Genomic DNA, 14,654 nt, shown 5'->3' with positions numbered 1-14,654 from the left:
TTATACTAGCTCATCTTTGTTAATGCCCAGGCGTTTCATGCGGGAAAGCAGCGTTGTACGCTTTAATCCCAGCCGCTGCGCCGCTCCTTTCGGCCCGGCGACCACGCCGTTGCTCTCTTTCAATACGCGGACGATCAGCTGATATTCATCCTCGCCCTCTTGCGGCAGCACTTCGGCCGTCATCGTCTCCGCCTCGATATTCATCTCCGGCAGCGACAGCTGCAGCACGCTGCCGCGGGTTAACAGCACCGCGCGTTCAATCACGTTTTCCAGCTCACGAACGTTACCCGGCCACTCCATGTGGCTCAGCGTACGCAGGGTTTCTGCCGGAATGCTGTCGATGTTACGCCCGAGGCGGCGGGCGATTTTAAAGGTAAACGCCTTGACCAGCAGCGGGATATCGTCCGGACGCTCGCGCAGCGGCGGCAGATGGATCGGAAAGACGTTCAGACGATAGTAGAGATCGCTGCGGAATTCGCGATCGGCGACCATCTGCCTGAGATCGCGGTTGGTGGCGGCGATCAGCCGGACATCGGTGCGGATCAGCTTGTTGCTGCCGAGACGTTCAAACTCCTGTTCCTGCAGAACCCGCAGCAGCTTCGGCTGCAGCTCCAGCGGCATGTCGCCCACTTCATCGAGAAATAATGAGCTTTTATCCGCCAGTTCGAAACGGCCGATGCGCTGAGCGCTGGCGCCGGTAAACGCGCCGCGCTCATGGCCGAAGAGATCGCTTTCCAGCAGCCCGGCGGGCATCGCGGCACAGTTCATCTTGACCATTCGCCGCGCGTTGCGGCCGCTGAGATTATGAATGGCGCGGGCAATCAGCTCTTTGCCGGTGCCGGTTTCGCCGAGGATCAGCACGGTGCTGTCGCTCTGCGCCACCATTTCGACCTGCTTGAGTACGCTGTGCATCGCTTCGCTGCGGCCGATGATTTCGCCAAACTCGCTCTCGACATTATTCAGCTGTTCGGTGAGCGCCAGATTTTCATCCACCAGCCGCTCCTTAAGCCGCTGAATTTCGCGATAGGCGAGGGCATTATCGACGGCGATCGACACCCGTTCGGCAATTTGTCGCAGCAGCTTGAGGTTGGTGGTGGTGAACACCTTCTCATCGCACTGCGCCAGTTTCAGCACGCCCAGCAGCGTATTGCCAGACATCAGCGGCAGCAGGCACAGCGTCTGAATCTGGTTGCCCCACATCTCAAAAAGCATTTTCTCGTACGGGGCCAGCGAGTCGTGCTCGTGTAAATTGAGCAGCAGCATCTCTTTGCTTTTGAACACCCGTTCGGTCAGCGTACCGGCTTCATTCACCTCGCTCTGATCGTGAACCGGATGGCTGGCGTCGAGATAATGGGTCGAGTAGATATTCAGTTTGCCTTTGCGGTTGCTGCGTAGCACCACGCTGATAGCGTCGATACGGAAATAGTGGTGAATCTCTTTGGCGACTTCGCTAACCAGCTCATCGATATCCAGCCGGGAGAGCACGGCGTTAGTGATAGCAACCAGAATGCGAAAGTTGTCGCGCTCGTGGCACAACAGATCGTAATCGACGTTGTTGCTGACCCGGCTCTGGATCTGCTCGGTCACCACCGCAACCAGCTGGGTAAAGGTATGCAGCCGCTGGAACTCTTTCTCGGTCCACGGTCGGGCGTCGTCGCGGATAAACTCGCAGCCGCCAAAGATGCGACCTTCCGCCGCCAGCGGCAGCAGGCCGTAATAGCCAAACGGTGGATAGAGTCCGCTACTGGCCAGCTGAGGCCAGGCCTCGACAAAGGTCGCCTTGTCACAGTGCAGCGCATCGGGACGCGACAGCAGGCGACGCACCGGCCCGTGTGCCAGTACGGTCTCATCTTCATAGCTGACCGGCAGACCCGCTTCGTCACAACCGTACCTTGCCGCACGATGGTTTCCGGCGTTCCACAGAATAATCGCCGCACGATCCGCCAGCGCGGATTGCTGAACCAGACGGGTTAGCGTTTCACTCAGCGCCGCCAGGTCAGGCTGCTGTAATAAAATACGGGTGATATCGAACAGCCCTTGCTGCCCGAAATCGCCCAATGGTGTATACGACATTACTGAAGTCCAAAACGCACCCGCAAAGCGGCACGTAAGAAAGTGGTGACACAAATAATAGTATGTTAATAAAGCGGTTGTTGCCGCCGCCAACCCATCCGAGGTCGCCCGCGGATTTGGGCCGGATAATGATGCTGGCTTTTCCCGGCTCGCGCTGCGTTTAGCCGGGCTACAGGTCCGTGCGTAGCCGGTAGCCCGGATAAGGCGTTAGCCGCAATCCGGGGAGCCGTTTTCCGTTAACAAATTCGCGGCAGCGGCTCGGCATGGGGAAGGTCCAGCGTCCGCTTCACGCCATACAGGCCGATCGTGCGCACGCCGGTACGCTCAACCACGTCGCCGATAATCGCGGCGTGGCGGCCAAGCGGGTGGCTTTGCAGCTGCGCCAGCGCGGCCTCCGCCGCTTCCCGGGCGACGGCTATCACCAGCTTGCCTTCATTGGCGAAGTTTAGCGCCTCCAGGCCTAACAGTTCGCACACCCCGCGTACGGTCTCGTTCACCGGCAGCTTCTGTTCATGTAGCTCAATGCCGCAGCCGCTGGCGGCGGCGAACTCATGAGCCACCGCGTTCACTCCGCCGCGGGTCGCATCGCGTAGCGCTTTGATGCCGGGAACAGCGCGCAGCGTCTGAATAAGCGGCGTCAGCACCGCACAGTCGCTGGCCAGCGCGCCGTCCAGACCCAGCTGTTCGCGGAGGTTGAGAATGGTGGCGCCGTGGTCGCCCAGCGTGCCGCTGACCAGCAGGACGTCGCCGGGAGCGATCTGTTGTGCCCCCCAGCGAATATCCGCCGGAATGGCGCCGATCCCGGCGGTATTGATAAACAGTTTATCCGCCGCGCCGCGCGGGACGACTTTGGTATCGCCGGTGACGATGGCAATCTCAGCGGCCTGCGCGGTACGGGCCATGCTGCTGACCACCCGTTCCAGGGTAGCCATCTCCAGCCCCTCTTCGAGAATAAATCCGCAGGAGAGATAGCGCGGCAGAGCACCGCTGACCGCCACGTCGTTGGCGGTGCCGCATACTGCCAGCTTGCCGATGTCGCCGCCGGGGAAAAACAGCGGATCGATAACGTAGCTGTCGGTGGAAAAGGCGAGACGATCGCCCTGAGCGGTAAGCTGCGCCAGATCGAGACGCGCCTGATCTTCCTGCTCTGCCAGCCACGGGTTGGCGAACGCCTGCATAAACAGGGAGGCGATCAGCTGCTGCATCGCCTGACCCCCGCTACCGTGAGCTAACTGGACGCTTTTCATGCTTCATTTTCCTGACTGCGATATTGATACCAGGCGGCGCATGCGCCTTCTGATGAGACCATCAGCGCGCCAAACGCGCTTTGCGGGTTACACACTTGCCCGAACAGCGGACACTGATGCGGCTTACAGCGGCCGGTCAGCACATCGCCACAGCGGGCGCGCGGATCGTCGCAGACGCGCTGCGGCGCCGGCTGAAAATGGGCTTCAGCGTCAAAGCGCTGATAGGCGGGCGTCAGGCCTACGCCGGAGTTGTTGATGACCCCCAGCCCGCGCCATTCGCTATCGCCGGACAGGCAGAAAACGTCGGCAATCGCCGCTTGCGCCAGCGGGTTGCCTTCATCAGGCACCACGCGGCGGTACTGATTTTCGACCTGGCTGCACTGCGCTATTGTCTGCTCAACCAGCATCACCGCGCCTTGCAGTAGATCAAGAGGTTCGAAACCAGCCACCACTAAAGGACGTCGGTAGTCGCTGGCGATAAATCCGTAGGCTTCGGTACCGATGACCATACTGACATGACCCGGGGCAAGAAAGGCATCGATGCTGTTATCAGGCTGGTCGAGCAGACTGCGCAGGGTCGGGAGCAGGGTGATGTGCTGGCAAAAAAAGAAGAAGTTATCCACGTTGCGCTCGCGAGCCTGACGCAGCGTCAGCGCGGTAGCGGGCATGGTGGTTTCAAAACCGAGGCCAAAGAAGACCACCTCCCGCTGCGGGTTCTGCTGCGCCAGCTTCAGCGCATCCATCGGTGAATAGACGATACGCACATCGGCGCCGCGAGATTTCGCCTGCAGCAGGGAGCCGTTTTTACCGGGGACGCGCATGGCATCGCCGAAGGTGCAGAACATCACCCCCGGGCGGCTGGCGATATCGATACAGGTGTCGATGCGCCCCATCGGCAGAACGCAGACCGGGCAGCCGGGGCCGTGAATAAATTCGATATTCTCCGGCAGCAGCTGGTCGAGACCGAATTTAAAGATGGCGTGCGTATGGCCGCCGCACACTTCCATAATACGCAGCGGATGCCCGGCGGTATGAGGCAGCAGATGCGCGCGCGCCTGAAGATGTTCAACCAGCTGCATCACCTGCTCCGGCGCGCGATATTCATCAACAAAACGCATTATCGCTCCTCGCCGTACAGCAGCGCGCCCACGTCAGGCTCGACTTCAAACATATTTTGCAGCGCCTCAAGGGTATCGCGGGCTTCCGCTTCATTAATAATGCTCATGGCGAAGCCCACGTGGACCAGAACCCACTGGCCGAGTCGCGGCTGCCCCTGTTCATCAACGCTTCCTACCAGCGTCAGATCGACTTCGCGTTGGATGCCGCACACTTCGACCTTCGCCAGGTTACCGTCAATGGCGCAGATTTGCCCCGGAATGCCTATGCACATGTCTGCGCCTCCAGCCAGCTGAGCCACTTATCCATGCCTTCGCCGCTGGTGGCGGACAGCATAATGATTTCAATATGGGGATTGACCTCCCGCGCGCAGGCGAGGCACTTCTCTACATCAAAGTTGAGGTACGGCAGCAGGTCGATTTTATTCAGCAGCATCAGGCTGGCGGCGGCGAACATATGCGGATACTTCAGCGGCTTATCTTCGCCTTCTGTGACCGACAGCACCGCCACCTTGTGACGTTCGCCGAGGTCGAAGCCCGCCGGGCATACCAGGTTGCCGACGTTTTCAATAAACAGCATACCGTTATCCGCCAACGGCAGACGTGGGGCGGCATCGGCAATCATCTGCGCATCAAGGTGGCAGCCCTTTCCGGTATTGACCTGAATGGCCGGCGTGCCGGTAGCGCGAATGCGTGCCGCATCATTGACCGTCTGCTGGTCGCCTTCGATGACCGCGCAGGCGATTTTTCCTTTCAGACGCAGCAAGGTTTCACTGAGCAACGTGGTTTTGCCGGAGCCCGGGCTGGAGACCAGGTTCAGCACCAGCTGGCCGCGTGCGGCAAAGCGCGCGCGGTTGCGGGCCGCCAGACGATTGTTTTTATCCAGCACGTCGATTTCGACTTCCAGCATCCGGCGCTGGCTTTGACCCGGTGCATGGGTACCCGCTTCGCCGTGGCCGTAGTGCAGGTCGCCGCTCTCTGAACGGGTGGGGGAGAAGCTATCGCTTTTGACGCCGGTAATCGTCATGGTCTGGCGCGGGGCTGGCGCGAAGGGGGCGCTGCGAAACGCCGAGTGGGGGTTATGCTCATCACCTTCGATATAAAGGTTGCCTTCCCCACAGCCGCAAGTTGTACACATAGTTTTACTCCTGGTCTGTCCCGTTATCCTCACGTTGTCTCTTTGCCGGCTGGCTCGCTGGCCGCCGCGAGATAATCCGAATTAACGGGGATCACTTCTATTCGCTGAATCTGTAGGCCGTCGTCCGCCACAATCTGCAGCGTGTCGCTGTGGCACTGCGGACAGCGCCGCACGTGCTGCGAGATGAGTTGCACGTACTGCTGGCATGATTCGCACCAGCATTCGGCCTGTTGTTCGGCAATATGCAGTTCGCAGCCTTCCGCCAGCGTGCCGCGGCACACCAGCTCAAAACAGAAGGTCAATGCGCTGGCTTCCACGCAGGAAAATGCGCCGACCTTCAGCCACACGCCGGTAACCCGATGCGCGCCGGCCTGCTGCGCCTGCTGTTCAATAATTTCCAGCGCCCGCTGGCTAAGAGTGATTTCGTGCATGGTCGCCTCCGTATCGCGATGGGCCATATATGCAATAACGATGCCAGGTCATCGCTACTGTCGGAACAACTGTCGATGACGACAGCTGACGGATGTCATCGACATGTCAGCACCACGCCGTATTTTTATTAAAATCATTAAATATCAATAAATTAAAATTTGGCATGGAAAATGCTTGTACGGTGCATCTCATGCAACCGGGGAGACCGAGATGACTATTTGGGAAATAAGTGAAAAGGCGGACTACATCGCCGACCGTCACCGCCGCTATCAGGATCAGTGGCGCCAGTACTGCAATTCGCTGGTTCAGGGCATCACCCTGTCAAAAGCGCGTTTGCATCATGCGATGAGCTGCGCGCCGGACAAAGAGCTGTGCTTCGTCCTGTTTGAACATTTTCAGGTGTATGTCGCGCTGGCGGAAGGGTTCAACAACCACACCATCGAGTACTACGTCGAAACGCGCAATGGTGATGATAAGCGCTTGATTGCTCAGGCAACGCTGGCATCCGACGGTACCGTTGACGGCCGGATCAGCAACCGTTCGCGCGAACAGGTGCTGGAACATTACCTGGCCATTATTGCCAGCGTCTATGACCGTCTGTATGACGCCATGGAACACGACCAGCCGGTGGATTTAAGCCATCTGGCGCTGGCCCATTAATCGTAAGGTGTCGACACGTGTCGAAAATGACATCTGAACTCCCTGATTTCGTCAAAAATGACTTTCACCCGAGGATTGCCCGGTGAACCGTTTTGTAATTGCTGACTCCACCGTCTGTATCGGCTGCCGCACCTGCGAAGCCGCCTGCTCAGAGACGCATCGCCAGTACGGCCTGCAGGCCATGCCGCGACTACAGGTCATGCGTAATGAAAAAGAATCGGCGCCGCAAATGTGCCACCACTGCGAAGACGCCCCCTGCGCCGCGGTGTGTCCGGTTAATGCTATCAATCGCGTCGATGGCGCGGTTCAGCTGAATGAAAGCCTGTGCGTAAGCTGCAAGCTGTGCGCGATTGCCTGCCCGTTCGGGGCGATTGAATTTTCCGGCAGTCGTCCGCTGGATATTCCGGCCAACGCCAATACCCCTATGGCGCCCGCTGCGCCGCCGGCGCCAGCCCGCGTCAGTTCGCTGCTCGACTGGGTGCCCGGCGTGCGCGCTATCGCCGTGAAATGCGACCTGTGCCATTTCGATGAGCAGGGACCCGCCTGTGTGCGTACCTGTCCGACGAAAGCGCTGCTGCTGGTGGATATCCGCGATATCGCCCAGGCCAGCAAGCGCAAGCGTGAGCTGACCTTTAATACCGACCTCGGCGATTTGTCGCTGTTTCAGTCGCAACAGGAGGGCGTGAAATGAGCGTGATCTCTTTAGTGAATCAGGCGGTGCTGTGGTATGCCGCCAGCGGCGTGCTGGCATTTATCTTTACCCTGAGAAAACCGTTAAGCGGTGCGATTGCCGGGATCGGCGGCGCGGTGGCCAGCGCGATGCTGATCGTCGCCGCCCTCGCGACGCTGATAACCCCTGAGCAGGTGAGCGACGGCATGCTGCAGATGCTCTCTTTACCGGTTCGGGTGAACGGCATCAATGCGCTATGGCTGCTCGCCATTGGCCTCAGCGCACTGCCCATCGCCCTGTTTAATATCGTCTGGCACCGTCATTCGCAGGTGAAAGCCAACGGTCTGTTGGTCAATCTGCTGCTGGCTTCGGCAACTTGTGCCGTGGTGGCAACCAACTTCGGCACGCTGGTGGTGATGGCGGAGATGATGGCCCTGTGCGGGGCATTTCTGACCGGCTGCGCGCAATCCGCAAAGCTGTGGTTTGCGTTGGGACGTCTGGGAACGCTGCTGATGGCGTGGAGCTGCTGGCTGGTGTGGTCGTTCTACGGCACCCTCGACCTGGGGCAGATTAGCCTGCTCGCCGCCCATGCCCCGCAAAATATGCTGCTGTGGCTGCCGGCGCTCGTCGGTTTCGCGCTGCTGGCGGGCGTTATCCCGCTGCACGGCTGGGCGCCGCAGGCGCACGCCGGGGCCAGCGCGCCGGCCGCCGCGCTGTTCTCCACAGTGGTGATGAAAGTCGGTCTGTTCGGCATCTTAACGGTCTCGCTTGCCGGGAGCGCGCCGCCGCTGTGGTGGGGCGTGTTGCTGCTGGTCGTGGGGATGATAACCGCGTTTATCGGCGGACTGTATGCCCTGATGGAGCACAATATTCAGCGTCTGCTGGCATATCACACCCTCGAAAATATCGGCATTATTTTGCTGGGGCTTGGCGCCTTCGTCACCGGTCTGGCGCTCAACAGCAGTAGCCTGATGGTGCTGGGTTTCATCGGCGGCATGTACCACCTGATCAACCACAATGTGTTCAAAACGACGCTGTTCCTTGGCGCCGGCGCCGTGTGGTTCCGTACCGGCCACCGCGATATCGAAAAACTGGGCGGGATGGGCAAAAGAATGCCGCTGATTTCGCTCTCTATGTTGGTCGGCCTGATGGCGATGGCTGCGCTGCCGCCGCTGAACGGCTTTGCCGGCGAGTGGGTTATCTACCAGTCCTTCTTCAAACTGAGCACCAGCGACGCCTTTATCGGCCGTCTGCTTGGGCCGCTGCTTGCCGTTGGCCTGGCGATTACCGGCGCGCTGGCGGTGATGTGTATGGCGAAAGTGTACGGCGTGACCTTCCTCGGCGCACCGCGGACTCCGGAAGCGGAGAACGCCACCCGCGCCCCGCTGCTGATGACGGTCAGCGTGGTACTCGCCGCGCTCTGCTGCGTGGCGGGCGGGGTCGCCGCGCCGTGGCTGTTGACGCTGGTCGGCGGGGTACTACCGGTTCAGGCGCAGGTCTCAAGCGTGGTGTCGCAGCCGCTGATCGCCATTCTGCTGCTGGCCTGTCCGCTGCTGCCGTTCCTGCTGATGATCTTCTTTAAAGGCGACCGTCTGCCTGCGCGCTCCCGCGGTGCGGCATGGGTCTGCGGCTACGACCATGAAAAATCGATGGTCATCACCGCTCATGGTTTTGCCATGCCGGTTAAAGAGGCCTTCGCGCCGCTGCTGAAATTGCGTCACTGGCTGAATCCGGTACGTCTGGTTCCCGGCTGGCAGTCCGCCTCGGCGCCCGCGCTGTTCCGCGGCGTGGCGTTAGTCGAGCTGGCGGCGCTGGTGGTCATTGTCATTTCGCGAGGAGCCTGAGAATGAGCGTTTTAATTGCACTATTACAGGCGCTGCTGCTGTTTGCCGCCGCGCCTCTGCTGTCCGGCATCACCCGCGTAGCCCGCGCTCGCTTGCATAATCGCCGCGGTCCGGGCGTGCTGCAGGAGTACCGGGATATCTTCAAGCTGCTGGGCCGCCAGAGCGTCGGGCCGGATGTTTCCGGCTGGGTCTTTCGCCTGACCCCCTTCGTGATGGTCGGCGTGATGTTGACCATTGCCAGCGCGCTGCCGGTGGTGACCGTCTCGTCGCCGCTGGCGGGACTGGGCGATCTGATTACGCTGATCTACCTGTTCGCGATTGCCCGTTTCTTCTTTGCGATTGCCGGTCTGGATACCGGTAGCCCGTTTACCGCGATCGGCGCCAGCCGCGAAGCGATGCTCGGCGTGCTGGTGGAGCCGATTCTGCTGCTGGGCCTATGGGTTGCGGCGCAGGTTGCCGGCTCCACGCACATCAGCCGGATCGCCGCCACCATTTATCACTGGCCCGCAGCCCACTCGGTACCGCTGGTCCTGGCGCTGTGCGCCTGCGCGTTCGCCACCTTTATCGAAATGGGCAAGCTGCCGTTCGACCTGGCGGAAGCGGAGCAGGAGCTGCAGGAAGGGCCGCTGACCGAATACAGCGGCAGCGGCTTTGCGGTACTGAAATGGGGCATCAGCCTCAAACAGCTGGTCGTGCTGCAGATGTTTGTCGGCGTCTTTATTCCGTGGGGAGCGATGACCAGTTTTAGCCTCGGCGGCCTGCTGCTGGCGCTGGTTGCTGCCATCGTCAAGCTGGTGGCAGGCGTGCTGGTTATCGCGCTGTTTGAAAACAGCATGGCGCGTCTGCGTTTTTGTGCCACTTCCCGCGTTACCTGGGCCGGTTTTGGCTTTGCGTTTTTAGCTTTCGTCTCCTTGCTGGCGGCGTGATTAAGAGAGTTTGAGCATGTCTGAAGAAAAAATCGGTCAACACTATCTCGCCGCGCTGCATCAGGCCTTCCCGGGCGTGGTGCTCGACGAAGCCTGGCAGACCAAAGATCAGCTCACCGTGACGGTGAAGGTCAACTATCTCCCGGAAGTCGTGGAGTTCCTCTACTACCAGCAGGGCGGCTGGCTGTCGGTGCTGTTCGGTAACGACGAACGTAAGCTTAACGGCCACTATGCCGTGTATTACGTGCTGTCGATGGAGCAGGGGACCCGGTGCTGGATCACCGTGCGCGTCGAAGTGGATGCCGACAAGCCGGAATATCCGTCGGTGACGCCGCGGGTGCCTGCCGCCGTCTGGGGCGAGCGCGAAGTGCGCGATATGTACGGTCTGATACCGGTGGGACTGCCGGATGAGCGCCGGCTGGTGCTGCCGGACGACTGGCCTGATGAACTTTATCCGCTGCGTAAAGACAGCATGGATTATCGTCAGCGTCCGGCGCCGACCACCGATGCGGAAACCTACGAGTTCATCAACGAGCTGGGCAGTAAGAAAAATAACGTGGTGCCGATTGGCCCGCTGCACGTCACCTCCGATGAACCCGGCCATTTCCGCCTGTTTGTCGACGGCGAGAATATTATCGACGCCGATTACCGCCTGTTCTATGTCCATCGGGGCATGGAAAAGCTGGCGGAAACCCGCATGGGTTATAACGAAGTGACCTTCCTGTCGGACAGGGTGTGCGGTATCTGCGGCTTTGCCCACAGTACGGCCTATACCACCTCCGTCGAGAATGCGATGGGGATCGTCGTCCCGGAACGTGCGCAGATGATCCGCGCCATCCTGCTGGAAGTGGAACGCCTGCACTCGCACCTGCTGAACCTCGGCCTCGCCTGCCACTTCACCGGTTTTGACTCCGGGTTTATGCAGTTCTTCCGCGTGCGTGAGACGTCAATGAAGATGGCGGAGATTCTCACCGGGGCGCGTAAAACCTACGGGATGAACCTGATTGGTGGCATCCGCCGCGACCTGCTGAAAGAGGACATGATCCAGACAAGAGCGCTGGCGCAGCAGATGCGCCGCGACGTGCAGGAGCTGGTCGATATGCTGCTCAGCACGCCGAATATGGAGCAGCGTACCGTGGGGATTGGCCGCCTCGACCCGCAAATCGCCCGTGATTTCAGCAACGTCGGCCCGATGGTGCGCGCCAGCGGTCACGCCCGCGACACCCGCGCCGACCACCCGTTTGTCGGTTACGGCCTGCTGCCGATGGAGGTGCACAGCGAACAGGGCTGCGACGTGATTTCGCGTCTGAAGGTACGTATCAACGAAGTCTACACTGCGCTGAATATGATCGACTTCGGCCTCGATAATCTGCCGGGCGGCCCGCTGGCGGTGGAAGGCTTTACCTATATCCCGCACCGTTTTGCGCTGGGCTTCTCGGAAGCGCCGCGCGGGGATGATATCCACTGGAGCATGACCGGCGACAACCAGAAACTGTACCGCTGGCGCTGCCGGGCGGCTACCTACGCCAACTGGCCGACCCTGCGCTATATGCTGCGCGGCAACACCGTCTCCGACGCTCCGCTGATTATCGGTAGCCTCGATCCTTGCTACTCCTGTACCGACCGCATGACCGTGGTCGATGTGCGGAAGAAAAAAAGCAAAGTGGTGCCGTACAAAGAGCTGGAGCGCTACAGCATCGAGCGTAAAAACTCGCCGCTGAAATAAGGAATCGCCATGTTTACCTTTATCAAAAAAGTGATCAAAACCGGCAACGCGACGCACGCTTATCCGCTGGAGCCGATGCCGGTAGATAAAAACTTTCGCGGCAAACCGGAACATACGCCGCAGCAGTGTATCGGCTGCGCGGCCTGCGTGAACGCCTGCCCGTCGAACGCGCTGACGGTGGAAACGGATCTGGTGACGCGCGAGCTTGCCTGGCAGTTCAACCTCGGGCGCTGCATCTTCTGCGGTCGCTGCGAAGAGGTGTGTCCGACGGCGGCCATCAAGCTATCGCAGGAGTATGAACTGGCGGTGTGGAAGAAAGAGGATTTCCTGCAGCAGTCGCGCTTTGCCATCTGCCATTGCCGGGTGTGCGAACGCCCGTTCGCCGTACAAAAAGAGATTGACTACGCCATTGCGCTGCTCGGGCACAACGGCGATACCCGCGCCGAGCTGCATCGCGAAAGCTTCGAGACCTGCCCGGAGTGTAAACGCCAGAAGTGCCTGGTGCCGTCCGACCGTATTGAACTGACTCGCCATATGAGAGAGGCCAGCTGATGAGCAACTTACTAGGCCCGCGCGATGAAAACGGCATTCCGCTGCCGATGACGGTGGAGGAGTCCATCGCCAGCATGAAGGCATCGCTGCTGAAGAAAATTAAGCGTTCCGCCTACGTCTATCGCGTGGACTGCGGCGGCTGCAACGGCTGCGAAATCGAGATTTTCGCCACCCTGTCACCGCTGTTTGATGCCGAACGCTTCGGGATCAAAGTGGTGCCGTCACCGCGCCATGCCGATATTCTGCTGTTTACCGGCGCGGTGACTCGCGCCATGCGTTCGCCGGCGCTGCGTGCCTGGCAGTCGGCGCCGGATCCGAAAATCTGCATCTCCTACGGCGCCTGCGGCAACAGCGGCGGTATTTTCCACGACCTTTACTGCGTGTGGGGCGGAACCGACAAAATTGTTCCGGTGGACGTCTATATTCCGGGCTGTCCGCCGACTCCTGCCGCCACGCTATACGGCTTTGCGATGGCGCTGGGTCTGCTGGAACAGAAAATTCATGCCCGTCTACCGGGCGAGCAGGATGACAAAGCGGCGGAAATTCTCCACCCCGGCATGGTGCAGCCGCTGCGCGTGCGTATCGACCGCGAAGCGCGTCGCCTGGCGGGCTATCGCTATGGCCGCCAGATTGCCGATGACTATATGCGCCTGCTGGCGCAGGGCGATAGTCAGGTGGTGCGCTGGCTGGAGGCGGAAAAAGATCCGCGTCTGACCGAGATAGTCACCCATCTGAACCAGGTGGTCGAGGGGGCGCGTATCCGATGAGCGAGACGGTGGTGTTCAGTCAGCTGAGCCGTAAATTTATTGATGAGAACGACGCGACGCCCGATCAGGCGCAGCAGGTGGTCTATTACAGCCTGGCGATTGGCCACCACCTCGGCGTCATCGACTGTCTGGAGGCGGCGCTAAGCTGCCCGTGGCAGGCATATCTGGCGTGGATTTCCACTCTCGAAGAGGGCAGCACCGCGCGGCGTAAAATGGAGGGCGTGCCGAAGTACGGCGAGATAGTGATCGACAGCAATCATGTCACGATGCTCGCCAACGCCTTCGATAAAGCGCAGGTCCGGCAGACCCCCGAACAGCAGGCGTGGAGCAAAACGATGCTCAGCATGCTGCACGATATTCACCAGGAAAGCGCCATCTATCTGATGGTGAGGAGACTCCGTGACTGACGTTTTACTTTGTGTTGGCAACAGCATGATGGGCGATGATGGCGCAGGCCCGCTGTTGGCGGAGATGTGCGCCGCCAACCCGGTCGGTGAATGGGTGGTGATTGATGGCGGCAGCGCCCCGGAAAACGACATCGTCGCCATTCGCGAACTGCGTCCCGAGCGCCTGCTGATCGTCGATGCCACCGATATGGGACTCAACCCCGGAGAAATCCGCCTCGTTGACCCGGACGATATTGCCGAAATGTTTATGATGACCACCCACAATATGCCGCTTAACTATCTGATTGATCAGTTGCAAGAGGACGTGGGAGAGGTGATTTTTCTTGGGATTCAGCCGGATATCGTCGGCTTTTATTACCCGATGACCCAGCCCATTAAGGATGCGGTAGCGACGGTGTATGCGCGGCTGGATGGGTGGGCTGGCGACGGCGGATTTTCCGCGCTCTGAGCCATGCCCGGTGGCGCTGCGCTTACCGGGCCTACGGTCTTGTAGGCTGCTGCAAGCGCAGCGCCCCGGCGAGTTCCCGCAGACGGTGCAGCACACCTGCCCGGGCACTGGCTTACCGGGCCTACGGTCTTGTAGGCCGGTGCAAGCGCAGCGCCGCCCGGCGAATTTCCGCAGGCGGTGCCGCGCACCTGCCCGGGCACTGGCTTACCGGGCCTATGGTCTTGTAGGCCGCTGCAAGCGCAGCGCCGCCCGGCGAATTCCCGGAGGTGGTGCCGCGCACCTGTCCGGGCTCCTGGCTTACCGGGCCTACGGTCTTGTAGGCCGGAGCAAGCGCAGCGCCGCCCGGCGAATTTCCGCAGGCGGTGCAGCACACCTGTCCGGGCTCCTGGCTTACCGGGCCTACGGTCTTGTAGGCCGCTGCAAGCGCAGCGCCGCCCGGCGAATTTCCGCAGGCGGTGCCGCGCACCTGTCCAGGCTCCTGGCTTACCGGGTCTACGGTCTTATAGGCCGCTGCAAGCGCAGCGCCGCCCGGCGAGTTCCCGCAGGCGGTGGCGCGCATCTGCCCGGGCACTGGCTTACCGGGCCTACGGTCTTGTAGGCCGGTGCAAGCGCAGCGCCGCCCGGCGAGTTCCCGCAGGCGGTGCCGTGC

At 60.6% G+C, this 14,654-nt stretch carries 15 protein-coding genes; 9 read left to right on the top strand and 6 right to left on the bottom strand.

Annotated features, from left to right (window positions below; translation table 11 throughout):
• The 6 genes from flhA to hypA form a co-directional block, all read right to left on the bottom strand.
• Entirely contained in the window at window positions 1–2,073 is a 2,073-nt protein-coding gene (gene flhA, locus BV390_RS08960) for a formate hydrogenlyase transcriptional activator FlhA (RefSeq protein WP_032690983.1), read from the bottom strand.
• A gap of 236 nt (window positions 2,074–2,309) precedes the next feature.
• The gene (gene hypE / locus BV390_RS08955) at window positions 2,310–3,320 is read right to left on the bottom strand and encodes a hydrogenase expression/formation protein HypE (protein ID WP_032698928.1); all 1,011 of its coding nucleotides are present in this window, start codon (window positions 3,318–3,320) and stop codon (window positions 2,310–2,312) included.
• Window positions 3,317–4,438, bottom strand: a complete 1,122-nt coding sequence (gene hypD / locus BV390_RS08950) for a hydrogenase formation protein HypD (protein WP_032696773.1) — start codon at window positions 4,436–4,438, stop codon at window positions 3,317–3,319. Before hypD ends, hypE begins: the two co-directional genes overlap by 4 nt.
• Window positions 4,438–4,710, bottom strand: coding sequence for a HypC/HybG/HupF family hydrogenase formation chaperone (locus BV390_RS08945; RefSeq protein WP_004866894.1), 273 nt, complete (start codon window positions 4,708–4,710; stop codon window positions 4,438–4,440). Before BV390_RS08945 ends, hypD begins: the two co-directional genes overlap by 1 nt.
• Window positions 4,701–5,573, bottom strand: a complete 873-nt coding sequence (gene hypB / locus BV390_RS08940; RefSeq protein ID WP_047663412.1) for a hydrogenase nickel incorporation protein HypB — start codon at window positions 5,571–5,573, stop codon at window positions 4,701–4,703. Before hypB ends, BV390_RS08945 begins: the two co-directional genes overlap by 10 nt.
• Before the next feature lie 29 nt (window positions 5,574–5,602).
• Window positions 5,603–6,004 (bottom strand): hydrogenase maturation nickel metallochaperone HypA, encoded by a 402-nt coding sequence (hypA, locus tag BV390_RS08935; protein WP_050496815.1) that lies wholly within the window; start codon window positions 6,002–6,004, stop codon window positions 5,603–5,605.
• Window positions 6,005–6,215: 211 nt separating this feature from the next.
• Here hypA and hycA point away from each other — a divergent pair, with 211 nt between their 5' ends.
• From hycA to hycI, 9 genes are all read left to right on the top strand, one after another.
• Complete coding sequence (gene hycA, locus BV390_RS08930; protein WP_032691080.1) at window positions 6,216–6,665, top strand: formate hydrogenlyase regulator HycA; 450 nt, start codon at window positions 6,216–6,218, stop codon at window positions 6,663–6,665.
• Between the two features lie 82 nt (window positions 6,666–6,747).
• Window positions 6,748–7,356, top strand: coding sequence for a 4Fe-4S dicluster domain-containing protein (locus BV390_RS08925; protein ID WP_004866887.1), 609 nt, complete (start codon window positions 6,748–6,750; stop codon window positions 7,354–7,356).
• Entirely contained in the window at window positions 7,353–9,179 is a 1,827-nt protein-coding gene (gene hycC / locus BV390_RS08920; protein WP_064384400.1) for a formate hydrogenlyase subunit 3, read from the top strand. Before BV390_RS08925 ends, hycC begins: the two co-directional genes overlap by 4 nt.
• Before the next feature lie 2 nt (window positions 9,180–9,181).
• Window positions 9,182–10,105, top strand: coding sequence for a respiratory chain complex I subunit 1 family protein (locus BV390_RS08915; RefSeq protein ID WP_032690988.1), 924 nt, complete (start codon window positions 9,182–9,184; stop codon window positions 10,103–10,105).
• Between the two features lie 16 nt (window positions 10,106–10,121).
• Window positions 10,122–11,831, top strand: coding sequence for a formate hydrogenlyase subunit HycE (gene hycE, locus BV390_RS08910; protein WP_032690989.1), 1,710 nt, complete (start codon window positions 10,122–10,124; stop codon window positions 11,829–11,831).
• 9 nt (window positions 11,832–11,840) lie between these two features.
• Window positions 11,841–12,383 carry a formate hydrogenlyase complex iron-sulfur subunit gene (locus tag BV390_RS08905; RefSeq protein ID WP_004866880.1) on the top strand — a complete coding sequence of 181 codons (543 nt, stop codon included), beginning with the start codon at window positions 11,841–11,843 and terminating at the stop codon, window positions 12,381–12,383.
• Window positions 12,383–13,150, top strand: coding sequence for an NADH-quinone oxidoreductase subunit B family protein (locus tag BV390_RS08900; protein ID WP_032690990.1), 768 nt, complete (start codon window positions 12,383–12,385; stop codon window positions 13,148–13,150). The genes BV390_RS08905 and BV390_RS08900 overlap by 1 nt, the downstream gene beginning before the upstream one ends.
• Window positions 13,147–13,557, top strand: a complete 411-nt coding sequence (locus tag BV390_RS08895) for a formate hydrogenlyase maturation HycH family protein (protein WP_085396845.1) — start codon at window positions 13,147–13,149, stop codon at window positions 13,555–13,557. Before BV390_RS08900 ends, BV390_RS08895 begins: the two co-directional genes overlap by 4 nt.
• Complete coding sequence (gene hycI, locus BV390_RS08890; protein ID WP_032690992.1) at window positions 13,550–14,005, top strand: hydrogenase maturation peptidase HycI; 456 nt, start codon at window positions 13,550–13,552, stop codon at window positions 14,003–14,005. The genes BV390_RS08895 and hycI overlap by 8 nt, the downstream gene beginning before the upstream one ends.
• The last annotated feature ends 649 nt before the right edge of the window (window positions 14,006–14,654 follow it).

The sequence above is a fragment of the Klebsiella sp. YJ genome (assembly GCF_002108615.1).
GTDB lineage: Bacteria > Pseudomonadota > Gammaproteobacteria > Enterobacterales > Enterobacteriaceae > Klebsiella > Klebsiella planticola.
Note: the sequence above shows the minus strand (reverse complement) of the source record. Positions and strands in the feature narration are given on the sequence as shown.